Source organism: Algoriphagus limi (assembly GCF_024919275.1).
GTDB classification, from domain to species: Bacteria; Bacteroidota; Bacteroidia; order Cytophagales; family Cyclobacteriaceae; genus Algoriphagus; species Algoriphagus limi.
This window is the reverse complement of record NZ_JANWGH010000001.1, coordinates 225,316-250,388: the sequence shown is the minus strand read 5'-3', so window position 1 is coordinate 250,388 and position 25,073 is coordinate 225,316. Positions and strand designations below refer to the sequence as shown.

Genomic DNA, 25,073 nt, shown 5'->3' with positions numbered 1-25,073 from the left:
TGAAATTCCACTTGCTGATTTTCTATTAAACCCAAAAGATAGTAGGAACTGTAAGAGTTGGGAATAGCTAGTAATTTGATAATTTCATTCATGTCAATCGATTGAAATCCCAAAAAGGAATAACTCAAAAAGGTCTTGTTGCTAAATAATCGTTAAGCATTTTTTCTGCCTTTTTCCAATCTTCTAGAGTATCAATATTGGCATAAAAATCATCTATATTTTCATAAAATGAAATTTTTTTACCGTAAAGAGATCCTTTCTGCAGAGTTTCACTTTTAACCAAATACATACACCCATCTCTGAAATATGCCTTCGGTAATTCCTGCCTTCGTGAAATTATAATTTCCTCCCCAGTTGCAATTTTTAAGTATCCATCATCCTTTTCTTCAAAAGTCCAATGAGGATTGTATTGAGAAGGTACAGGTAAAACAGTAATCAAAGAGTCTGCCTTTGACTTTATAAATTTTTCGATAGCTTGGTCTAAATGGTGCAAGGACCGAAAAGGATAAGTCACCTCTAGCAAACAGATAGCATCAAAGAATTGCCCCTTACTGTGATAGTATTCCAAAGCATGTTGTAAAACTGGTAAGGTTGGTGTTTGATCTTGCGCTAATTCTTGGGGACGTAAAAAGGGGACATCTACTCCTAATTCCCTTCCAACCTTAGCTATTTCAGGATCTTCCGTGCTTAAGACTACAGTTGAAATTTTTTGTAGTCTATGAGCAATAGAAGTAGTATAAAACAATAAAGGTTTTTCCCCTAGACTTTTGATATTTTTTCTTGGAATTCCTTTTGAACCTCCTCTAGCAGGAATTATAGCAAGTATTCTCATTGGTTGAATGATAATTTTTCGCCTAAAAAAATATCTATGAATTGCTTTTGTTTACTAAACTGCCAAAAGTCCTTATTAAGAAGAGATTTTAAAAATAGCTGATCACTATTTCCTGAGCCAAATAAATCCTCCTTAGAGAATTTACTAGAAGAAGCAATTTTAATTGCTTTTTTAACTTGCTCTTTGCCATACCCACAATTGATAATATCCTCGTGAAGGGCTCTATTTTGTTGTCTGGTACCCACATTAACGACAGGAATACCATAATACGGAGCCTCACGGATTCCTGCACTTGAATTACCTACCATAAATTTGGCATTTTTCAAAAGAGTGAGGAAATACTCAAAACGAATTGATGGGAAAATTCTAAATCTAGCAATACCAGCAAGCCTCTCAAATTCTTTTAGAATTAATGCACTTCCCAAGTCATTATTCGGATAGATAACCACATAATCCTGTTCACTTTCGAGAAGAGAATCCACAAAATCTCTAGCATAGATAGCCATCTGATCAAATTCCGTTGTTACTGGATGAAACATTGCCACAGCATAATCTGTGAACTGAATTTCATAATAGGATTTCACTTCTTCAATAGAAGGCAGGTTTGGTGAAAGCATTAAATCAACATCTGGAGATCCAATAACATAAATTGAATCTGGAACTTCCCCCATTTGAATAAGTCGTTCTTTGGCCCTTTGGTTAGAGACAAAATGCAGATGACTCATTTTTGAAACAGCGTGCCGAATGATTTCATCAATCGTTCCTGAAACTTCACCACCTTCCACATGTGCAACCAGGACATTATTGAGGGCACCAACAATCGAACCTGCTAAGGCTTCTATTCGATCACCGTGAACTACTATTAAATCTGGTTTCAATTGAGTGATAAAAGAAGAAAATCCCTGGATAGTCTTTGCAAGACTTAAGTCCATGGTTTTTTCATCTGTATGATTGCTAAAAGGGTGGATATTTTGATAACCACATTTCTCTACTTCAAGTAAGGTGTAACCATATTCTTTAAGCATATGCATACCCGTCACGAAAATATGGACTTCAAATTCAGAGCGATTCTTAGTAATCTCAATAAGAGATTTCAATTTTCCAAAGTCAGCTCTCGTTCCTGTTAGAAATACCAGTTTCTTCTTATGCAATATCATCCCAAGTCACTTGTAAATCCATCTCTAGATTTTTACTCGCTTTTTTTCCAAGAACAGCTTCATAGTGCTCAGCAAGTATTCCACCTTTTCCAGGTCGTTTTACCCAAATATTTTCTTTAGAAAAAATCTCTCCTTCTTTGATGGGCTTAATGGTACAAATCGTTGCAAATGCAAAATCGATAGTTACTTTTTCTTCTTCAGCTGGACCTTTTTTTCCTCCTCTTTGCAGCTGAAGAATTTTAGAACCCTCAATCAATTCCCGACAAGCTTGTTCATCCATAGAACAAATAATATCAGGACCTGGTCTATCCATATGATCGGTAAAGTGCCTTTCTAGAATGGATGCACCTAACGCAACTGCGCCAAAACATGCATGATTGCTAAGGGTATGATCGCTAAGTCCAACTATAGCATTTGGGAAATTTTCTTGTATTTCAACCATTGCACCCAATCTGACCAAATGATTAGGAGTAGGGTACAGATTGGTGGTATGCAGTAGAGCATAGGGAACTTGGTATTTTTCAAATATTGCCACTGCCTTTCGAATACTGTCAATCGTATTCATGCCAGTACTCATAATAATAGGCTTACCAAAGGCAGCAATATGTTCCAATAATGGATAGTTGTTACATTCACCAGAACCTATTTTGAAAGCAGGCACATCCCACTTAATTAATCGGTCCGCCGCTGCTCTGGAAAAAGGTGTTGATATAAAAATCATCCCCTTTTCTTCTACATATTCTTTAAGTTCAAGTTCATCGGCTTCATTCAAGGCGCAACGTTCCATGATTTCATAAATGGATTCTTTGGCATTTCCAGGAATGGTCTTTTTTGCTGCAGCAGACATTTCATCTTCCACGATATGCGTTTGATGCTTCACTACTTCCACCCCAGCTCTGAAAGCAGCATCTACCATTTCTTTAGCCACCTGTAAGGATCCTTCATGATTAATCCCTATTTCAGCTATAACTAAGGGAGGAAAATCAATTCCTACTTCTCTATCCTTAATTTTAAATTTTTGCATTTGATATAAATTTTTTGCGTATTTCTCAATTAAGCTCTGAGTTATAAAAAGAATTTTGACAAATATATCTATCTCTAGTTGCTTTAGAGAATTTCTTGATTCGAACTATTTATAAGAATTTGGTAATTAACTGATAACAAAGAGCAAAGCCTATTTTTAGTTTCAGAACTTCCAATACAGCTTTTTTTAAGAACATTTAATTAAAGGAAATGGAATAAACTCTATAGAAGACTTTCTTTTAAGTCTCATTTATAACAATGACAGAACTTGAAATAAGAAATGGATTAATATTTTTCGATCCTACTCCTTCAAATATTGAAAGCCAATTTTGGAAAAAGCTCCTAAAGGGATAAACAATCTTGATTTTTTAACGAATCAAGACAAAAACACCGGATCGTTCTACTTTCTCACCGGATCTAGTGGTGAAAATAGCTCGGTAAACATAATTCCCATTTGGTAATTTTTTGCCGTTTAATGTTCCATCCCAGCCCTGTGTTTCCAAGGTATTGGCTTGAAAAATCAATTCTCCCCATGTATTAAAAATATAAAATTCCATGGAGGCAACCCCTCTAAATTGAGGTTTGAAGAACTGGTTTTTAGTTCCATCCGGTGTGAATGCATTCGGAACCATGATCACATAATCATCAAAAACCTGAATAATTCTTTGAAATTCTGCTTCACAACCAAATTCATCAATTGTTGTTAGGGTCACAGTATACGTGCCTTTCTTTTGATACTCATGTATTGGATTTTGAGAAGAGCTAGTAGTACCATCCCCAAAATCCCAATTCCAAATAATAATTTTCCCCTGTGAAACATCTTGGAACTGAACAGGTTCTTGAATCTGGACCTCAGCATTAGTCAGAATAGTACCTCCACCCAAATCAAACTCGTAATTAAACTCAGGGATCAATTCAGTGTCTGAAATAATTACTTGAATTCGTTGTTCTGGAGACCAACAGGCAGAACCCTGAATACTTGAACTCACCCAGTAGGACCCTGTTAAATTCACCGCATTGATATCTTCTAATCGCATGGCTCCACCATTCGGGTCTACTATATTATAATCATAAAGATTTGGATTAAATCCTTCGATAAATTGAGTCAAATCTACTGTTCCATTTGGATCGCAGACAATAGATGGATTTGATACTCTTAAATTGGGTATTGCATAAACCTTTACCTCAACAGGTAGAAGCTCCGGCGAACATACTCCTTCGCCTGTAATTCCAACATAATATGTGTATGGCTCTGCTCGCCCAGATAATCCATCTATAGAGAGTTCTCCTGTAGATGGATTTACCTGATAGGTTAGAGAGCCTGTGGTTCCGGAACTAATTTGACCTGAACCATCGGCATTTTGATACCAGGTGAAAATAGGGTTAATTCCCGATTGGGTAGTAGATGCCTGCAAACTAGCCATCTCTCCTTCACATATCGCTACATCAGTAGCGGATAGCGGGGTAGGCAAATCCAACAACTCAATTTGACTTTGAAGAGATAGTTGACAGTTAACCCCATCAGGGTTTTCATCCAAAATCACAAATGAATAAGTACCAGAACTTAAATTTTGAAGATCCACCTGTCCTGATGATATCGGAAAGGTTCCAAATAAAGAACCATCTTTTGTTACCTGAAGGGTATAATTTTGATAGCCCCCATCAATAGTAAAGGTAATGCTACCATCACTTTCATTGCAAGTAGGTTCTACTAGCACAGGATCTGTGTAAGTAAGCTCCGAAACTGGGCCAAAAACTGAGATATTAGGAACAGAAACCACACACCCAGCCCCACTCCTAACGTAGCCTGTGTAAGTTCCAGGGGATACGTCAAATACATTTGAGCTTTGCCAATCTGTTCCATTCAATGAGTATTCAAATGTTCCGTCTCCTTCACTTCCTTGAAGTGTAATCACACCTTTATCCCCAAAACATATTTCATTTGCTACTGAGAAACTAAGGGTCGGAATTCTATTTACTGTGACTTGAGCAGAAGCTACAAATCCTGCACAAACACCAGCGCCTGAGACACTTACATAATACGTTTGAGGAGAATCTGTGTCAGTCAAACCTGAAACGATTAACTTACCATCAGATTCAACTTGGAAGATATGTCCATTTGAATCTGGATTCGGGTTCGATACAATCGGTATGGTAGCTGCGGCATCTTTAAACCAAGAATAACTAGGATTTGGCGCAGTTGGATTGATGGAAGGCACAAATACAGCATCCTCACCTTCACATATTTCCACATCGTCGACGAAAATTTGCGTAGGTCCATATACCAAAGTTACTGTATTTGAAGTCACTAAACATCCTTCAGAATCCCTAACAGTCAAGTAATAATCTCCAGGAGCTAATCCATCAAATTCAATACCTGGACCATTAAATGTAGCTGTTTTATAATCTGAACCGTCTTTAACCAGTGTCACTTCATAGGGCGACCAGCCCCCAGTGACACTAGTAGAAATCACTCCAACGTCAGCTCCACATGCAGGATCAATCTGGGATAATGCGTCAACATCCAATGCCGCATCCGGCCCATCCACCACTACGGTGAAGTCTTGGATACAGAATCCTTCATTGGTTACAGAAATTGTATAAGTACCGGGGGCATAGTCGGAAGCTTCCAATTCAGCTTGATCCATTGTAGCCCCTCCTAGAATATATTCATACAGAGGATCGCTACCAGCGGTTATGCGAATCTTCCCATCTGCAGCACCAAAACATTGCTCAGGATCTGTCTCAAAAATAGGAGCAGGAACAGTCCTTACAAGTACTTCCGCAGAGACTAAGTCATCGTTACAGACGACATGGAGGTAATACGTGTATGGGTTTCGATTCCCTTCCAATCCAGTAATTGTTAGCACCCCTTCTGAATCGATTGAGTAAGATATTGCTGGATCAGTTGGATCAGGACCATTCGCTATTTCTTGGGTTTTGGCGGCATCCTTAAACCAAACTAAATCTGAATTTGAAGAACCGGAAATGATATTAACTGGCGTAAATACCACTTCTTCTCCTGCACATATTTCAACAGGAGCCACTACAAAATCTGGCCTTGGCTGCTCTACAAGCACAAAACTCTCTTCAAAGACACAACCTTCTCCATCTGAAATGATTAAGAAATAAGTATCTGGTGCAAGATCAATAGCCTGAATAGGATCAGTTGATACGATAGGTCCACTCGCACTTCCTTGTCTCCATTCTACGGAATAATTACCCCAGCCTCCGCTAATTTGAAGATTTTCAATACGGCCATTTGCTAAACCGCAAGTACTACGGATAATATCCGGAGTATTGATACTAATTGGTGCTCCAGGACCCTCTACAGTCACATTAAATACTTGTGGACATTTTGGTCCATTTCTTACTTCAATAGTATAGGTTTTCGGTGCAAAAGTTAGTGCTTCGAGTTCCGATTGAGTTAATTCAACTCCACCATCAATGCTGTAAGTGAAGGCAGCCAAACCACCATCTACCACTCGAATTTTCCCATCAGCGGCTCCGAAGCATACTTCAGAATCCGTTTCAAATACGGGCTCAGGAACAATTCGGACTAACACTTCAACAGGGACAATTTGTCCTGTACAAGCAACCTCCAAGTAGAACATATAAGGTTCCTCAGCACCTGGTAAGTTAATGATCGATAAGTTACCATTTCCGTCAATCGCATATTCAATACTAGGATTATCTGAATCAGTCCCAGCGGTTATTTCTTGGGTAAGGCCTGCGTCTTTAAACCAAAGTAAATCTGTTGGAGCTGACCCAGGGATGGTATTCACGGGTGAAAGGAGGACGTCCTCACCAATACAAATATCGACAGGTGCCAACACATAGTCAGGATCTGGCATCTCTTCTATTGTAAAATCAAAAATTTCTGTACAACCCTCTGAATCTGTGATGATCACAAAATAGGTATCAGGTGCCAAGTCTATTGCTCCTGTTTCACTTCCTGGAATAACAGAACCTGTTTCACTTCCTTTTCTCCATTCTACTTGATAAGGTGCCCAACCTCCCGATATTACTAAATCGGATATAAGGCCATTAGCTTGATCACAGAAACTTCGCTGAATAGTAGGCGTATTGATTGATATTGGACCGGTTGCTCCATCCACTATCCCCTCGATACTCAATTCACAATCATTATCTCCTGTACTTCGAATCGCTAGTTGATAAGTAGCTGCCGGCAAGCCTGAAAAAATATTGGAAGTTTGCCAAGAGACACCTCCATCAATACTATACTCAAAATTCCCATCTGATCCTGCGGCATTAACTTCAATTATGCCATCTGCAGCCCCAAAACAGCCTTCATTTTCAATAGAAAGTGTAGCAGATATGGGCTCTAGTACAGAGATCGTAGCTTCAAACGGAGGATTCGGACAATATCCTGGACCTTCAGCCAATAAATAATATGAATAGTTTCCTTTTTTTAATCCTTCAATAGTTAATTCCAAACTAAAGGGATCGATGGTATAGGTCAAACCATTCTCATCAGGAGAATCACTTGAGGTTATTATTTCGGTTGCATTTTGGTCCTTATACCATGTCAATGTCACATTTCCCGTAGTATTAACAAAGGGTAAAACAGTAGCTATATCACCCTCACAAAGTTCATCTGACATTTGTTCAATGGTAATAGGGATTCCAACATCATTTATCAACTCTCTTTCAAAAAACCTTGTACATCCATTACTATCTGTAATCCTTACTAAAAAATTCCCTGGAGCTAGATCTCCAAAAATTGTGGATGTACTAGGGCTAGAGGAACTTGAAATTAGGACTCCATTCTTAAATAATTCTAAAGTATATCCTGGAGTTCCGCCCGAAAACGACACTTCAATCAATCCATTTTCTTCTCCACAGGCAGGTTGAATAACTTCTTCCTCTACCAAAAACAATTCAGGTGCTCCAATTACTTCCCTTGTAATGGTCCCAATACAATTAGAGCCAGCTTGGACATCAATAGTATAAACTCCTGGAATAAGTCCAGAAAAAATATTAGAAGATTGAAAAGCACCTCCATTTAAACTATACTGATAAGTTCCAAATCCACCTGAAGCATTTACAACAATTTGACCTGTTGCTTCTCTACATAAGTCATCAGTTACATTAGCATCAATAGTAAGCGGAGGTAACACTAAGACTTGTACCCGCCTAAGTTGACCCGCTGGAGTCTCACAAAGGTTTTGGCTTGCATCAGCTGCTACCTCAACAAAATATTCATAAGGTGTAGTATTCTGTGAGAGTCCCGTAATAGTAAGAACTCCAGGAGCGGTAATTGAATAAGTAACATTTCCTTCTGTTAATCCATTGGTTATCGGTTGAGTTTTGCCATTATCCTTATACCACAAGTAGGAAGGATTATTTGCATCAGAAGGATCTTCTAATTGAGGTTCAAATATTACAGGTGTTCCTTCACATATCTCTTGATCATCTAAAGTTACTTGAACAGGGCTACCACGTTCATCTGTAAGAGAAAAAGGACCAAAAACGTAATCGCAAGGAGAATTGGTTGAGGGATTTCTAACTACTAATTCATAATCACCCAAATTTAAGCCAGTTACCCCAACTACTGTTTGAAGATAGTTTCCATCGGAAGTAGGTCCTGACTCAGTATAATTAGTCGCAGGAATAACAGATAAAATATTACCATTTGAATCTATTTCTCTCCATTCATAGCTATAGCCAGGAATAAGATCTTTCAATATTGCATTTGAAATAGACCCATCAAATTGCCCATCACATGTAGGTCCAATAATTGTAGCCGATCCATCAATGTAAGGGTAAGGGTTAATTGTAATATTGATAGGTTTTGGATCTGAGATTTGACCAAAATTATCCGTTACCGTATACCAAATTGTAGTTGTACCTGAGGCTCCTGTCGAAGATTTAAATTTAATTCTTGGAATTTCTACCTCATTCCCATTTACATTTTCTTGAAATAAAAATGCTTCAAAGTCACCAAGATTGGTTGACTCAACCAATCTTTCTTGTTTACAGACTTCAATTTGACAAATTCCCGATTCACAATTTTGAACATTAGTAATTTGATCCAACTGGTCTTGAACTGCTAGCGCTTCAGCCTCTGTTTGATACAACTGAATACATTGAATTTGAGAATTGATATTTTGAAGATCTACATCCAATTCAAAAAACTCTTCCTCTCCTATACAAGCACTCGCATTTAAAGGACTTGTAACCGGTTTATTTAATTGATTTTCATTGGATACCTGAACTGTCACATTTCGAATTTCCTGGTAGGCTTGTTTTGAACCTGTAGCACCAGCAAATCCGAGTTTAAAATTTTCAGGAACAGCTTGACTTGGATTAAAGAAAAAATTATCAAGTATTTCAATAGGAGTACTTACCCCTCCTATCAACAAATCTACATCAATTAAATAACCTGCAGAAGTATTAGATGGATCTACTGGCCTAAAGTCTATAAATACTTTTCTATAACCATCTTGTGAACAGTCCTCTACTCTACCTGGAGAACTCAATTTAAAAGTAGGCGAAACAAAATATTGAGAGGTATTTGGCAAATTACCTACCCCTTCTGTAGCAGCCGCATCTGGAAGAATCGCATCTTTATAAGTAACTTTACCTGCAATAAATTGATAACTATTGTAAGGGGGGGTGATTTTACCAGAAAGTGAATACTTTTTCGGCATTCCATTTCGACGATATTCATCTGTTTGCCTAATTTGTGGACCACGTACCACAACGCTATGAGGATATCTTGGAACCGCAGTAAGTGGCGCTATGTCAGCAGCTGTATATCTTGCCCAATAATCAGAGGGCCGTAAAAATCCGCCATACTTCCGTTGGAATTCATTACCAAAATTTCCCCAAACATCAAAACCTATTCCTAAATAGCCTCCCTTTAAACCACCAAAATAATTTTCACCTTCTGATAAGAGATTCGATCCATCTCCTGGGTCACCTGTAAATGCAAAATCGCCAACTGTAGGATTGTGATTTCCATGAGGAGCATATCCTAAGGATCCTCCAATACCTCCAATTCTGAAGTCACTCTCTGGGATGGCCCCATCGTAAAGAAAAAAGCTTATCCCATCGCCAGGCTCTAAAGGATTTGAAGGATTATATATAAAGTATTCAAAAGATACTTTTATCCCATAAGTAGAAGAAAATGGTAAGTCAATAAATGAATAACCAAGCTGACCATTTGTGCTAATATTTGTGAGTTGAAGAACACCATTATTCTGACCAGGAGCCGCTGTTAACACAGCAGAACCACCTACTTTAGTATTTACCCTTTCTAAGATATTACCTGTAAAAGGTTCACAATAAGGAAAACCTTGTCTAATAGGTTGTATTTCAACACCATTTTGATTCGTATTTTGAATTCGAGCTACCCGTTGGGTAAGCGTATCTAAACGTGCAGATAAATCAGCCTCAGTCTCAAAAAATTGAAAATCCCTGGTTTTAAAGACAATCCCATAAGCCTGCAGCAAGGCCATGCTAAAGGCCAAACAAAGAATAAAGTAACCAAGTAATTTCTTAAAATTCATCGAATTCGTATAACCATCAAATTGGATTCGGAAAGAAAAGCAATAATCAGACCTATCTGCTTTTAACCTTAAAATCGAATTAAATAAAATCTTTGATCTTTAAAGGGCAATTGATTCTGGGTATTCTAATTTTCGAAAGATTTTTTAATACAAATAGAAGAAGGCTTTGGATTAATTTAAAAAATATGGTTTAAAATACTGAGAAATTTAACCTAAAATAAACTGGATTTGATTTGAGGAGTTTTCAAAAACTTTCAATTGTTCAATTAGATTTAAGATTCTTTTTAGCTTCCAAAAATCACTTTGTACCAATATGAATTAAAAAATAAGGGTCGGATAAGGTGATTATATCCTAATGGATTTTTTTTAAAATCATTCACAACCCGCTTGACATCTAGGTAATTTAGCCAGCCCATTTCAAAAAGAGGACTTTTATGCATGTGCTCCAAATGTTCTCGAAACTCCTCCACTTCCAGAAAATACATACTCCACGGAATCGCTAGACCTATTTTCTCGTGTTGCTGAATGTAATCCGGTAATTTTTTACCAATTGAATTCATCGAAATCCACTTTCCTTTTCCTTGGGTAGAAAAATATTGATCTGGCAGACTATTTATCCCTGTTACTAGGCGATGGTCTAGGAACGGCTCCCTACATTCAATGGAAGCCCCCATAGTAGTTCGATCATTTTTATCATTCAAAGAACCCAAATGTGTAAAATGGTCAAGATACAACAACTGCCTCAATGGATTTTTGGGGAAATATTTTTTAGCTTCCTCTAGCTTTTGAATTCGATAAGTAGGTAAAACATTTAGAGAACCTAGCCCTAAGTATTCCAAATCTTTTAAAAACCAATCATTAGCATTGGTTAAAATGTGAAAATCGGGATTAGTAAAAGAGATGTACCTCTTAATTTTTTTTAATCGGGAAGATTTTATCCAGCGGTCTGGTATATATTCCAAATACTTTAAAACGTCATATTTCAATTTATTGCTGAATACTTTATGACGGACATAGCCAGCCATCACTTCATCAGCCCCCTCACCAGTCAGCAAAACGGAAACCTTCTTTTTGGCCTCTAATGATAATCCCAAAAGCAAACCATCTGTGAAGTGCATAAGAGGTTCATCGTTAATTTGGATACTTCGATGAAGAATACTTCTCAAACTTTCTCCCAAAAATTCCAACCCATGGTATTCAACCCCCAAATCATTGGAAAATCGCTCTGCTAGTTTTGATTCGTCTTTTTCAAACCCCTTAAATTTCAAATTCCAGCTACTTAAGCCCGTATAGCCAAGCTGGTGTTGAGCGAATAAAATACTACTGCTATCTAGTCCTCCACTTAGCATGGTTCCAACAGGAACATCGGAAATCATTCGAAGTCTTACCGAATCGTAAAAGGTCTCCTCATACCATTGCAATGGATTTTTGATGGGAGAATGTGCCTTTAATTCCTCACCTAAATGATACCAGTTTGCATATTTTCTCAATCGAACTCCGTCCTCCCAAACCTGGTAATACCCCGGTAGAAACCTTTTAATATCTTCAAAAACCGTATTCTCACCACTCACATGTCGGTAAAAAAACAATTCATCCAGATGCTCTTCAGCAACGATTTTTTCAAGACCTAAAGCAAAAAATGACTTGGGTTCGGATGCGAAAGCCAAAAGATCTTCACTTTCGGACCAAAATAAAGGCTTCACCCCAAATCGGTCCCTAACAAGTATCAGTTCTCGGTTGGAGCCGTCCCAAAAGGCAAATGCAAAAAACCCATTTAAACGGGGCAGTATTTGTACTCCGTATTCCATCAATAAGAATAGGAGAACCTCTGTATCGGCGGAAGTCTTGAATCGATATCCCTTATTTTTTAATTCAGGATAAAACTCTTGATAATTAAAAATCTCGCCATTAAAAACCAAACTGAAATTTCCACAAGGAGAAACGAATGGTTGATTTGCATGCTCACTCAAATCTAAAATAGACAACCTTCTATGTCCCAGAGCAAGATCATCCAAGATTTGATATCCACCTGCATCTGGACCTCTATGGATTAACGCATCCGTCATTATTCTGAGCCTCTCCTCAGAAGCAGGAACATTTTTTTTATTCCAAAAACCAGCTATTCCACACATAATTATTTCTGAGCTAGCAACTCAGCATAGCGATTAAAAAAGTATTTCATATTGTCTTCCATGTTGCAGTTCTGCTCAATGTACTTTCGGTTCCTTTTGATACCTCTTTGATATTTTTTAGGATTCTTTAAAAATTGTTCAATCTTATTTGCCAAATCAACTGGATTACAAGATTCTGCCAATAATCCATTTTGGCCATTTGCAATAAAAGCTCTATTGGCAGGAAGATCAGTGACTATTGGAAAACAACCACATGCCATCGCCTCGAAAAGGGAGGCAGAGACCCCCTCGGTTTCAGGAAAGGCAATGTAAATTTCTGCCTGAGCTAAATAATTTGGAAGATCCTCATTCGAGATCCTACCCAGCCAATTAATTTGTTTCTGAAGTCCCAGAGTTTCTGTTTGAGAAACCAATCGCTCCATTTCAACTCCATCCCCTATAATCAGGCAATTCAAATGAATGCCCTTTTCTTTTAAAATAGAAAATGCAGTTAAAATTTTATCATGATGATAAATAGGAAAAAGACTTCTTGTAACGATAGCTGTGAATATTGGTGCTTCTAAGGATTTTTCAAAAAAGCGAAACTTACTAAGGTCCAAACCTTTTGGCCTCACAAGTATTCGACTGGGATCAGCGCCTGATTTGAGCATGGCATACGTCATTACGTAACCCCACGCATGGATTAGATCAACCCTTCGATACACTCTTCTCTGCAAAAAGCCTTTATACCAACCCCTAAATCCACTAGAAGGCCAAATATCAGAAATTCCTTGTTGAGCGACTACTCTAACCTTGGCTCGAACTGCTAAGCTAAAAAAACCGTAACTGGTAGACCTTTCAGCCAAAACTATATCATACTTTTCCTTTGAAAAAATTAATCTCCAGATAAATAAAAAAGCTTCGAGCTTCCGCTTAGTTCTACTGCCGCTATGAAACAATTCTCGAGTTTCTATTTCATGACCTGAAGCCTGTTCAACTCCTTTTATCCAAGTAATGGCATCGGCCCGGTAAGTTTCACCTAAAAACAAAATTCGCATATATTAGAAATTACCTATTACGGAAAGCGGCCTCCATCCTAATTCAGATCTTGCTTTTGAATCTGAGTAGGTAAGGGAAGAAGAAAGCTTTTGAATTCGATATGAATTAATAGGAAAAAATGGAATCACATCTCCCAACTTACCCAAGTATTTAATCGGTAATTCAGGAATAGAAAAACATTTTCTACCCATTTTTTGGCAAAGAAAATCATCAAAATCAGCTAATGAGGGATGAATTCCATCTGTTAGATTAAAGATTCCTTTTTTATCTTTCCAATCAGGAATAAAACGTGCTACATCGGTAGCTAAAACCATGGACTTTCGGGCATTACCTTTACCAATTCTAAAATAATAGCCTTTTTTAATCGCTTTTATCATGGCTCCTAAATTTCCCGGAGGATTAGGCCCAACAATTAGAGGTAATCTTAATATCAAGAAATTAACTTGATGAGAATTAGCCCAATTTTCCCAGATAGTTTCAGCCTGGATTTTGCTTTTTGCATAAGGGCTAGTTCCTTTTAGCGGACTAGACTCATCAATTCCCTCTCCCACGTCATCACCATATACTGCTACAGTACTAATTAAAATCATTTGCTTTGGCGGATTTTTAATCGCATGCAAAAGATTTCTTGTACCCTCCACATTTATTTTAAAAAATTCAGCTTCCTGCTCTGGACTTTTGGGAATTGTGTGGGCTTTCCCAGCTGCATGAACAATCAAATCTACATTTGGAAGAGTAGGTATTTCTTCACTTAAATCTACTGCAATGTCATTTTGATAAGACTTTCCAAGTCGAATTATTTCATGATTTTCCAACAAATGGTCAACCATAATAGCTCCCAAAAATCCATTAGCTCCAGTAATTAGGATTTTCATTAGATAGATTTTTCAATTGCATTCAACATTTTAGATGCTAAAAAATCTTTATCAAACTCCAAAGCAGCAAGCTTTCTAGCTCTTTGTCCCATTTCTTCTAATAGGCCTTTTTGTGAATCCAATTCAATCAACTTTTCGGCAAGCTCAACAGGATCATTCGGATTTAACGTAAACCCAACCTGATATTGATTTAAAAAATCCTTCATCCAACCTTTGGTATTTTGAACCACTGGAACGCCTGCAGCTAAGGATTCAAAAAATTTATTGGGAGAGGAGGTGTCCAAAACAGGAGTGCCTTTTAGTGGCACTAACGAAACCATCGCTTGTTGTACAAGCCCAACTAATTTTACTTTGGGCATCAAACCCCAAATAGTAATGGTTTCAAGTTGGTATTTTGAAATTTGTTCTTGGATATATTCACGTTGCTGTCCTTCCCCTACTACCAGTATTTTTAAATCAGTCCGACCTTTTTCTTGAAGGACTTTAGCTGCTTCTAACAGCCATAGAGAATTATTTACTTGACCTATATTACCGGTATAAATGGCGTATTTTTTCTTCTCCAAAAACCCCTCACCTTGAAAAGGTGCTGGTGTTGAAAACAAGGGAATATTCGCAGCATTGGTGACATCAATAACTTCAACCTTGGGAAATCTTCGTTTAATGTTTTCCTTCATCCCAATTGAAAGAGCTACAACTAAAGATGATGCTTTGTAACACCTAGCCTCTAATGAGTAGGCAATTTTTTGAATAAATTTATTTTTCAAAAGACCCAACTCAATGGCTCCTTCAGGCCAAAGATCCCTGGTTTCAAAAACGAGTTTTCTTCCTCTGATATATTTTGAAATTAATCCAGGAATGCCAACAGTAATTGGTCCGGATGAGGCCACCACTACATCGGCAGATACAGTCAATGCATACCATGTAGAGCAAATAGCGTAGGCTAAAAATGTAAAAATTCGCCTATGAATTGGCTGCTTATTGTCAATTCGAACATTTATTACCGTTACATCAACCCCTTCAAAATTTTGGTGCTCAATGAACTTAGTTGCCTTTAAATCTGATTTGGAATAAATACTTGTGACTACCCGAACTTCATGTCCTTTTTTCACCCATTCTTGGGCAAATTCATGGACACGCGTTCCCCAAGAACCTTTTGGCGTTGCATAATATTGATAAAAGTAAAGAATTTTCACCTGAGTAATTTCATGAAAAAGGCTGCTAGCCTTTTATTTTTTTCAAAGACTGGAAATAGGCTAATGAAAAAGAAAAATTTCCATTTGTTCAACTTTAGGAAGTAGGGTCCAATTGAGCTTTTTGCTTTAGGGTAGAAGCTTTTCTTAAATCGGACAACCCCATCGCTTCCACCAACAGAAATATTGTAAAAACCGTACCCCAATTCAACTGCATTTTTAATGGAAAACCATTGCAATAAATGCCCCAGCTTCAAATCACCTTTTGAACGGTCCACTCCACCCATAATGTAGGACTTCATCAAGCCTCCATTTGCAGTCCAAATAGCCCCCATAATTTCTCCATTATATTCTGCTAATAAAATTTGATAATTTCCTTTTGAAACTCCATCTACTAATGACTCTTTAATATCTCGCCAATTTCGTATCGAATATCCTTCCCTTGCTGCATTTGATTCAAAACACTCATAAGCTGCTCGAATTTCTTCTAAGGTCTGAGCTTCATGAAAATCAATTGAAATCTTTAGGCCTGCTTTAATATTCCTCTTGGCGTTTTCAGAAAAACTTTTCAATAATTGAGGATCACTTATAGAGTCTTTCCCTTCCTTCAATTCAATCAGATTAAAATCAGTTGGAAGGTAAATTTTACGAAAGATTTTTCCTCGTTCGAATCGAAAATGAGCAAATAACAAATTCCAAGTATCTTTTTCATCCTCAAAGACACTTGGATTTACTTGCACACAAAATGCATTTAAACTTTTCGCTCTCTGAATTAATACATCTATAGATTCTTGTAAATAGGCTTCTGAAGTTAAAAATGGTCCCCAGGGGCATATGTATGCTAAAAAAGGTCCAGCTTTAAAAATCAGGTTTCCAAAACCTGCCACTATTTGGTCATCCTCTACCTTGAGAAGAAGCTCATAATCAATCCCATAAGCCTTATAAGACCCGAGCCATGAGGAAGTTTGTGTAAACATTCCATTTGGGTCATTTTTTTGAATTCCATCCCAAACTTCAGTCCATGGTACATCTTTTGTCCAAATCCAACTTTTCACATCAACTGACCTCTCTGACAATGCCATCAAAATTCTTAATTTTTAATCCTTTTGGAGTTAGAAAATATTCAATCTCTTCAAACTTCTGGTAGAAAGAATGTAAGTCTCTTAATGTAGGGTTCCATAGCTGACCTTCCTCTATAAGTTTTCCAATTCTTTCAAATCCTTTTTTTGCTTCAGGTCTAAAATCCCAATGCTCATTCTCAAATAATCGCCCTTCATGATTTAGACCTGTATATGCAAAATAAGTATGGGCTATAACTAAGCCATTTTCTTTTACAAACCTTTCAAGTGATTCCTTAGAAAAAGCAATATCATAGTCTCTAACAGCCAATGTTTGGAAGGCATCAATTTTTGTATCAAGCTGATTAGGCGCCTCAAAAAAAACAGGTCCAAAACGATTAAATTCAAATACTTCTTTTGATTTAGAAAACTGTTTACGAATATTTTCAGGCTTGATGGCTAAAGAAAAAAAGCTTTTCCCACTTTTAAGAAATTTCAAAAAACTATTGCCGGATTTTTTTCTAACCAAACCTCTGAAATCAGCTCCCAAATACTTTCCTTGTTGTAATAATTCTTCAGAAACCCCATACATTAGAAAGTTTCGAATATTAGTCTTCCAATTTCTTTTTAATCCATTTGCTTTTGCAAGCTTAGAAGACAATCTCATGTGGCCTAATGTAGAGTAAGTGGGGTTGATTTGATTCAAATTAAAATAATTGGCTTCTCCACCATCTATATAAGTCCAAATACGCTTGATACCCTTTTGAAAAACATGATCATACCATTCACTCCAATTTCCTAGCTTTTGTTTGGTATAATTATAAGGATGAAAACCGTGATCGATATAGGTATCAATAGGTTTCAGCTGTTCTGGAGCTTCAAAATTTAAAAATTCTTGCTCACTAATTTCACCTCTATAACTCTGGCTAAGTGCATGATACGCCAATTCATGGCCGTCGGCCTTCCATGCCTTCAATTCTATTTTTCCTTCCGGGTGCTCATAACTTGCATTTTCTTTTTTATGCGTATAGTCATAAAGAAAAAAACCTTTGGTTGTTTTTATTCCAAGTTTTTTAAAAAACTCACGTTGAATTTTTAGATTTTGGACTGTATCAAAATCTGAATGATCTGTGAAACAAATTGTGGGGAAGAAACCTATTGGAGTTCGTGCCCATTCCTCAGCTACTCCCGATGACCATAAAAAGCCATTTTCTATTTTAATTTCACTCAGAAATCTCTTTGACCTCAAAAAATGACGTATATCCTTTGAATCATAGGTCATTGTTGGACTAAGCATTGGATGCCAAAAAAACCATCGTAAATGATGAGGAGTTTTATATTCCCAACAGCCAGTGTTAAGCTTGGGAACTACTAAAAAATCTGATTTTAGTTTTACAATTTTAGGGCTATGTATATTGGCTACAAAAGATGTTAATTTAGGCGATACCCAGGAATAATCGAGATATCTCCATTTTGTAATGGGAGAAGAAAAATAAACATCTAGCCAAATTGCTCTTAAGGTTACATCCTTTGAAAAATTTATTGAAAAGTCAAACTTTTGATCTGAGCGTATTTCAATGAAAGTATAATTTGAAGTAGACAATTCCCCCCCATCTTCATCAAGGATAGTACAACTAATTGAATCAATCATTTTTGGTACAGAGAATCTCTTTTTTAAGGTAAAAACCCAAAAATCGGAATCCTTTTAATCTGACTAAAAACTGAAAACCAGCTTTTTCAATACCTTTTATTGAAGAAATATTATCCTTAGAAACCAAAATAAAAATTTGCTTTTGTAGCCTGTAAGTAGTGGCTATATACTGGATTGTTCTAGGATAAATCCCCATCCCTCTATAATTAGGATCAGTTAAGCAATCACCGATAACTAAAAACGGTTTCGGAAAATGAAAGCTTGTCAGAAGATGGCTTTTGTGAAACACCCTACTTCTATGAATCAATTTCCCCTTGATTTCTATCCTAAATTCGTCTTCTTTTTTCTCTAAGGTATTTCCTTCAACAGCAACTTCGATTTGCTCCATTTCCTTATTTGGAAAATGGTATACCAGCATTTCAATTTCAAGAGGTTTAAAAAACCTAAGTTTTTTGAGTAATTTCATTTTCTAACCTTCTCTTTCAATAAGTTGGAACTTTCCTGTCTTTGCTTTTGGGAGAAAGCTTACTTTTTCAAAAGAAAGATCTAGTGATTCTGAAAATACTTCTTCAAACATTATTTTCACCTCAGAATGATTAAGTAAATTATATTCCTTATTGAGTACATAAAGAATACGTATTTCACCTTTTTTATTTTGCACTACCTTAAATTGATCTATTTCAGGGAAGTTCTTTAATACTCTTACGACATTCTGTACTGTTATATATTTCCCACTGGGGGTATTGATGAACTCTGTCTGTCTTCCAATTACTTCCCCTAAAAGAGGAAGCTCCATTCCACAAGGACATTTTTTAAGTTTAGACTTGACTGCCATGTCTCCTAATTCATACCGAATTAAGGGTGTCGTAAAATTGTCCAATCCAGTCAATATGACTCGTCCTACTTGGCCTGGCTTCACTTCTCTATCGTAGTCATCCAATAACTCAACCACGACATGAGGGCTCATTATGTGATAATTTCCTTCAGAACATTGAGAAGCAATCAAAAATCCTTCTGATGCTCCGTAGGTATCAAATACTTTACAAGAAAAGGCTGTTTCAATTGTCTCACGAAACTCTGGCAATAACTTTTCGCCTAATGAAATCACAGACTTGAATCGTATAGAAGTGAACTTATGATTTATAGCAGTTTTAGCAAATAAATAAAGGCTTGATGCATATGCTACAAAATGGTCCCTGGGATTTTTTTGAAGATGATCTAACTCTTTAAGAATTTCTTCTTCACTATGACTCATAGCTGAGATATACCGTGTATTTAAGAGCTTATCTTTAATTGCTTTTTCTTTGGAACGATTCATATTTACACCTGTTTGTAAAATTGAATTTCCAAATTCATAACTAGCCCATTCCCACCATAGAATTTGTAAAGCACGGTTATTACTAAGTACTTTTTTATCAAAAAAAACTTTTGAGGGGGGACCGGTTGATCCAGAAGAGGTGATTGCAATAAGCTTTTTAACGTTTTTTTCTGTTATAAAAAATTCCAAATTATCCCGAAACGATTGCTTTTTAAGAACAGGGAAATTTTTTAGCCATACAAAGGGATCTGTATTACTTGTTATATTTTGCAAATTATAGAATGGAGAATTCTTCACAGAAAAACTTAATATTTCTCTTAGTTTTTGGCTTTGTAATTCATCAATCTTTTCTTTTGGTAATCTGCAGATCTCACGCCATTCTTTTAACTTCGAGACAAACATTCCTCCAGTTGCTAGATCCCCAGCCTTTAAGACCAGATTTTCCAGAAAAAATTTCCTATTTAATTTCAAATTGAATCTATTTTTCAAGAATTAATTGTGGCCTACTCCTTTTTATTTTTGGTTTTTTGGTAGCTCCTACTTTTGGCTTTCTAATGATCAAGACACTTAATCCAATCAATGCCGGTGTCACATAAGTTCTCATTGCAGCATGAAATGAAGTATAAATTCCAACTAAGTAAAAGGCAAAAAGAACTCCTTTGATGATTGGATTCTCATTGTATTTTAAAATTGCCAAGCCAATCCAACAAAGAATTAAAAAATAAATAAATCCAAAAAATCCATGCTCAGCTAACAACCTGCTTACCTCAACGTGTGCTACTGTTCCATTTAGAGTTTCCCTTAAAAACCGAGATGCTCCAGCGCCAACTCCAAAGATGAAATGATCAAACCAAAGATTAACATCACCTATAAAAATATCTAAACGACCTGTTGTGATGGTATATAGAGTCCTTTCTTTAGTTCCTTGAAGAGTCCCCATGGTTTCTCCTTGATACCGTAATGTCAAAAGCCCATTTGTAATCTCATTTACTACAATGAAAGAGAGCGCGGCAATTATTATCCCGGGAAGAACATATTTGCCAATCTTTGGTAATTTATACTTGTAAGTCAATCGACGAGGGGAGGTTCTAACGAAGAATATAATAACAATAACTCCTAGTAATGCTCCTAACATTCCTCCTCTAGAGAAAGTAAGTAAACCTTGAAAGGATAAGGCAAATAATATTAAAGCGTCAACGATAAAATAACCTGAAAACTTCCATTTATTGATCAACATGATAAAAATGAAGAGGGTACCAAGACCAAATAGAGTTGAAACCTGATTTGAACCAAATCCTCCACTTAGATCGACATTTCCTCCTAATGAAAATTCAACCTCATCGAAATCAGGAGCTTTTAAAAAGGTGTATGCTAAAACACCTAAAATTGGATACACCATCAATCTTATAATACTCCCCAAATTCAGTGAGCTAATAACCTTTTTATTAAAAAAAGTAATGGCTAATGCTACATTGATCGGCCCAAGAACGTTAAAAATGATATCAGACTGTTGAACTTGTCCAGAAACATCCACAAAAAATGCGGGGAGTAAACAAACCAGCATTATTGCCCCAAGAGAGCCGATTACCTTACTTCTAATAATCCCAAAGATCAGACCTGCGCAAAGCAGATATTTACCTAGCTCATAGGGAATAAATGGGGAAGTCCTTGCCATCCTAGCAAGAAGTTCAAATGAAATAAGATAAAACAGTAAAGAGACCAAAATAAAAATTGATCTCTTCTCTTTCATTACATAAACAGCTGAACTGATTAAAACAAGGTAAAACCAGGCAATAATTCCAAATGGGGTAATTGTAGCTGAAAACCCTAATAGAATATGAATTAGGATTAAAATAATAGGTTGTTTATTCTGAAGAAGAAATTTGATCAATTTTCAAAAAGATTTAAATGAAAATTAATTTTTAAAATTTCAGAATAGGCTTTAAAAAAGTGCTTTGGCCCATAAGTTTCATAAACATGTTGTTGGAAGGACTCCCCTTTCCGCTTTCCTTCCATAGGATGATTTATGAGATACTCCATCGCATTTGTTAATTGAAGAATATTACCGGGGTCAATTAGTTCTCCATACTTCCCATTTCCTAGAACATCTTCGCATTGCCCTACTTTTGAACTAATTACCGGTAGACCAGCTAAACCATACTCCAATAATGCAACAGGGAGACCCTCTCGATCGGAAACCACTAGGCCAGCATGTACTTGTCCCATTAATTTACTTACATCAGGATTAGCATCTTCCACCGAAACTAAGTTTGACAGCCCTTGATTTGAAACCAATTCCATGCATTCATTTTTCCAACTTGGATCGACAGCTTGGCCTACAAGTCTAACCTTAAAATCTAACCCTCTACTTTCTAAAACTTTTGCTGCCTCAATTAAATATTTTTGACCCTTTTCAGATCTAAAATTCGCTAGATGAAGAAAAGTAAAAGGTTCTACAAAAGTAGATGAAACTGCGTCCAATAAAGGGAAATTTCCAATATATCGAATCTGGGATGACTTTTTGATTTTTGATTGAATCCAATAAGACTCAGTATTTGCATTTGCAGTAATGATAAAATCTATCCAAGGAGATAAAACTTTTAATTCATGACGTGGATTATTAGTAATAACCTCTTGACTAATTCCCAAATGATCATGCCATATCAACCTTAGGCTGGGCTTAAAAAACCTAATCGCAACTGCCCAATAGATTGAGGTTCCATGAGCATGGATTACATTGGGTTGAAATTGATTTACTAACCTAAATAGCTTTAAAAAGGCTTTAAGGTCAAGAGTTGATCTTTTATGCAAAAGCTTTACTTGGTCAGGATTTTTAACAAAGTCAGCTAGTTTTCCTGAGCTTCTGCTTACTACCAAAAGATTATTTACTTCCTTTTCTTTAAGGTAGTTGGCTAAATTTACGGCCATTCTTTCAGCTCCTCCCGGGTAAAGCGTATCTACTAATTGGAGAATTTTCAATTTTCTTGTCTGGCTAAAAGGGCTGAGATCTCTTCTTCAAACCTTTCCAAAGTAAACTGCCTACTCCATTCGCATGCCTTCATTACTTTTTCTGAATATAAATCTGGAGAATTAATCAAGAATTCCAGTTTATTTGAGATCCCCTCCAAATCATCCCCTACTAATTCCCCCCTTTGGCCATAACCAAGCATCTGGGGAACACAGGAAACAGGTGAGGTAATAGGTAGACAACCCCAAAACATAGCTTCTGCAACTACCTTAGGCCATCCCTCACTTTTAGATATAAAAATCAAAAAGTGAGCATTTTTATAGGCTTCTTTAACTTTATCAGCAGGCTGATTTCCATGTATTTTAACTCGATGAGATAATTTATTTTTTATAATAAATTCTTCAATAGTAGTTCTTTCCGGTCCTTCCCCGAAATAATCTAATTGGGCATCAATATCTTTGTCAATCAGACTTTTCAAGACTTTTACTGAAAGAACAGGCTGCTTTCCTCCATTTAAGCCTCCAACAAACAATAACTTGATTTTCTTTTTTATAGAAAGCTCTCTTGGAGAAAGGTCAAGTTTTTCACTTTCAGAATATGAAGCTGTAAAAAATGGATAAATATTATTGGATTGATTTGGCCATTCACCATAAACCAACACCTGCATATTTTTAGTCAATGATGGATTGCTAAGAATTTTTTGCTGCAAACGATACGAAAAAGGTTGATTACTTTGAGGGTCCCAATTACCGGCATACTTGGCTGTTTTTATTTTAGATGGAAAAAAAATTTGAACAATTGTCCCTACTAAACCCATATTTCCAGGACATCGCAAATGTATATGGTCTGCATCCTTCATTTGCATCCAAACTTTGAAAAATATATTAGGAAGCTTCAATAAGGAAAGAAAAATTGACTTAGGAGAATTAATAGAGAATTCTGGAACCGTTATTAAGGTTAAATTTGAGTGTTGATAAGGTAAATCTATCGGGTCTGGGCCTTTTCCAAAAGTTAAAGGAGCTACTACTGTAACCTGATTAGCCCCTTTAAACCATAGATTCATTTCTTTTACATAAGGGCCATAGCCAAAATACTTTTGGTTGTGATATTTATGGACGACATGTCCAATCACCAAAAGCTTCATGAAATCTGTAGAATTTTCTGGTAAAATTTCAGATTCTTTTCCGTAATTATTTCAGGATCGAACTTGGAAAAAACTTTAGTTCTGGCAGCTTTCCCAATTTTCAAAAATTTATCTCTACAATGGAAAGCCTCTAAGACAGTATTAGCAATATCTTCTGGGGATTTCGGGTCACAAAGCCAGCCATCAACACCATGCACAATCGTTTCAGGACCTGGACCTGTTTTTGAAAAAATAACAGGTTTCATCATCGACATGGCTTCGGGTGCGACTAACCCCTGAGTTTCCATATGGGAAGGAAAAATACAGATTTCAGCTTGCTCATAATAACCAGGTAAATCATCATGTGAAACGGGTCCATGAAACCTCACCCTATCAAGAGCTTCTTTAGGCATAGTATCTTTTAAAAATTGAATATATGAAGTCCCATTTGGAAAAAGCCAGTCTCTTCCATAAACCTCTAAATGGATTTCAGGAAACTCCTCCGCTATAATCGGAAGAGCTTGGATTAATTGTCTAATACCTTTTTTTTCACAGACTGTCCCAGCAAAAACTAATCGGAATGGGATAGCCAACTCATTATCAGCTGGATAAAATTTTGTTAGTCCAACCGGATAATTAATAATTTCAACTGGTTTTCCATGATAAGAAAGGTATTTAGCTGTATGATTTTTCACGTACTCTGACACGGCGATGAATCCGTCTGACTTAGAAAATGATTTGTGCTCTTGATAAGCTTTCCAATTATCTATTTTACGATTCTCCCCTTCTGCAAAAAAATGATGCCCCCCATGCAATCGAATAATATATTTTATTCCTTTTTTTCTTTTCAAAAAGGCTAAAGTCAATTCAGAACCCTCAATAATATCTATGGGAGAATCTAAATTTAACTTATCTAGAAATTGATCAATTTTTTTAAAATTTCTCCACCATCCTATTAATCTAGCCTTACTTCCCGGAAAATTAACTACTCGGACACCCTCCTGAATAAAGTCTTCAAATTTATTTCCTGAAACCCCTACTACAGTAACTTGATGCCCTTTATCCACCAAACTTTTGGAAAAGGTCAAAAGAAAACTTCCAATTCCTCCATGAATTGCTCCTTTTCTAGGGAATTCTTGAGATAAAAAACAAATATGCATACCGTTTAAGGCT

The 25,073-nt window shown here is 36.5% G+C and carries 16 protein-coding genes; all 16 read right to left on the bottom strand.

Annotated features, from left to right (window positions below; all coding sequences use genetic code 11):
• Positions 1-124 precede the first annotated feature (124 nt).
• The 16 genes from NY014_RS01065 to NY014_RS00990 all read right to left on the bottom strand — a co-directional run bounded on the left by NY014_RS01065 (position 125) and on the right by NY014_RS00990 (position 25,060).
• Positions 125-832: an acylneuraminate cytidylyltransferase family protein gene (locus NY014_RS01065; protein ID WP_259412674.1), complete on the bottom strand. Its 708-nt coding sequence runs from the start codon at positions 830-832 to the stop codon at positions 125-127.
• Positions 829-1,989 carry a UDP-N-acetylglucosamine 2-epimerase gene (neuC, locus tag NY014_RS01060; RefSeq protein WP_259412673.1) on the bottom strand — a complete coding sequence of 387 codons (1,161 nt, stop codon included), beginning with the start codon at positions 1,987-1,989 and terminating at the stop codon, positions 829-831. Before neuC ends, NY014_RS01065 begins: the two co-directional genes overlap by 4 nt.
• Positions 1,976-3,013, bottom strand: a complete 1,038-nt coding sequence (locus tag NY014_RS01055) for an N-acetylneuraminate synthase family protein (protein ID WP_259412672.1) — start codon at positions 3,011-3,013, stop codon at positions 1,976-1,978. The genes neuC and NY014_RS01055 overlap by 14 nt, the downstream gene beginning before the upstream one ends.
• Before the next feature lie 367 nt (positions 3,014-3,380).
• A complete protein-coding gene (locus tag NY014_RS01050; protein WP_259412671.1) occupies positions 3,381-10,547 on the bottom strand; it encodes a PKD domain-containing protein in 7,167 nt (2,388 codons plus the stop codon).
• A 284-nt stretch (positions 10,548-10,831) separates the two neighbouring features.
• Complete coding sequence (asnB, locus tag NY014_RS01045; protein WP_259412670.1) at positions 10,832-12,679, bottom strand: asparagine synthase (glutamine-hydrolyzing); 1,848 nt, start codon at positions 12,677-12,679, stop codon at positions 10,832-10,834.
• A 2-nt stretch (positions 12,680-12,681) separates the two neighbouring features.
• Positions 12,682-13,716 (bottom strand): glycosyltransferase family 1 protein, encoded by a 1,035-nt coding sequence (locus tag NY014_RS01040; RefSeq protein ID WP_259412669.1) that lies wholly within the window; start codon positions 13,714-13,716, stop codon positions 12,682-12,684.
• A 3-nt stretch (positions 13,717-13,719) separates the two neighbouring features.
• On the bottom strand, positions 13,720-14,592 hold the full coding sequence (locus NY014_RS01035) for an NAD-dependent epimerase/dehydratase family protein (RefSeq protein ID WP_259412668.1): 873 nt from the start codon (positions 14,590-14,592) through the stop codon (positions 13,720-13,722).
• Complete coding sequence (locus NY014_RS16380; RefSeq protein WP_259412667.1) at positions 14,592-15,785, bottom strand: glycosyltransferase family 4 protein; 1,194 nt, start codon at positions 15,783-15,785, stop codon at positions 14,592-14,594. Before NY014_RS16380 ends, NY014_RS01035 begins: the two co-directional genes overlap by 1 nt.
• Positions 15,782-16,864 carry a lipid II:glycine glycyltransferase FemX gene (locus NY014_RS01025; protein WP_259412666.1) on the bottom strand — a complete coding sequence of 361 codons (1,083 nt, stop codon included), beginning with the start codon at positions 16,862-16,864 and terminating at the stop codon, positions 15,782-15,784. Before NY014_RS01025 ends, NY014_RS16380 begins: the two co-directional genes overlap by 4 nt.
• Positions 16,839-18,491 (bottom strand): hypothetical protein, encoded by a 1,653-nt coding sequence (locus NY014_RS01020; RefSeq protein ID WP_259412665.1) that lies wholly within the window; start codon positions 18,489-18,491, stop codon positions 16,839-16,841. The genes NY014_RS01025 and NY014_RS01020 overlap by 26 nt, the downstream gene beginning before the upstream one ends.
• Positions 18,484-18,879: a GNAT family N-acetyltransferase gene (locus NY014_RS01015; RefSeq protein ID WP_259412664.1), complete on the bottom strand. Its 396-nt coding sequence runs from the start codon at positions 18,877-18,879 to the stop codon at positions 18,484-18,486. Before NY014_RS01015 ends, NY014_RS01020 begins: the two co-directional genes overlap by 8 nt.
• A gap of 81 nt (positions 18,880-18,960) precedes the next feature.
• On the bottom strand, positions 18,961-20,298 hold the full coding sequence (locus NY014_RS01010) for a phenylacetate--CoA ligase family protein (RefSeq protein ID WP_259412663.1): 1,338 nt from the start codon (positions 20,296-20,298) through the stop codon (positions 18,961-18,963).
• Complete coding sequence (locus NY014_RS01005; protein WP_259412662.1) at positions 20,288-21,700, bottom strand: O-antigen ligase family protein; 1,413 nt, start codon at positions 21,698-21,700, stop codon at positions 20,288-20,290. The genes NY014_RS01010 and NY014_RS01005 overlap by 11 nt, the downstream gene beginning before the upstream one ends.
• A complete protein-coding gene (locus NY014_RS01000; protein WP_259412661.1) occupies positions 21,697-22,788 on the bottom strand; it encodes a glycosyltransferase family 4 protein in 1,092 nt (363 codons plus the stop codon). Before NY014_RS01000 ends, NY014_RS01005 begins: the two co-directional genes overlap by 4 nt.
• Positions 22,785-23,921 (bottom strand): glycosyltransferase family 4 protein, encoded by a 1,137-nt coding sequence (locus NY014_RS00995; RefSeq protein ID WP_259412660.1) that lies wholly within the window; start codon positions 23,919-23,921, stop codon positions 22,785-22,787. The genes NY014_RS01000 and NY014_RS00995 overlap by 4 nt, the downstream gene beginning before the upstream one ends.
• On the bottom strand, positions 23,918-25,060 hold the full coding sequence (locus tag NY014_RS00990) for a glycosyltransferase family 4 protein (protein WP_259412659.1): 1,143 nt from the start codon (positions 25,058-25,060) through the stop codon (positions 23,918-23,920). The genes NY014_RS00995 and NY014_RS00990 overlap by 4 nt, the downstream gene beginning before the upstream one ends.
• Positions 25,061-25,073: the final 13 nt, after the last annotated feature.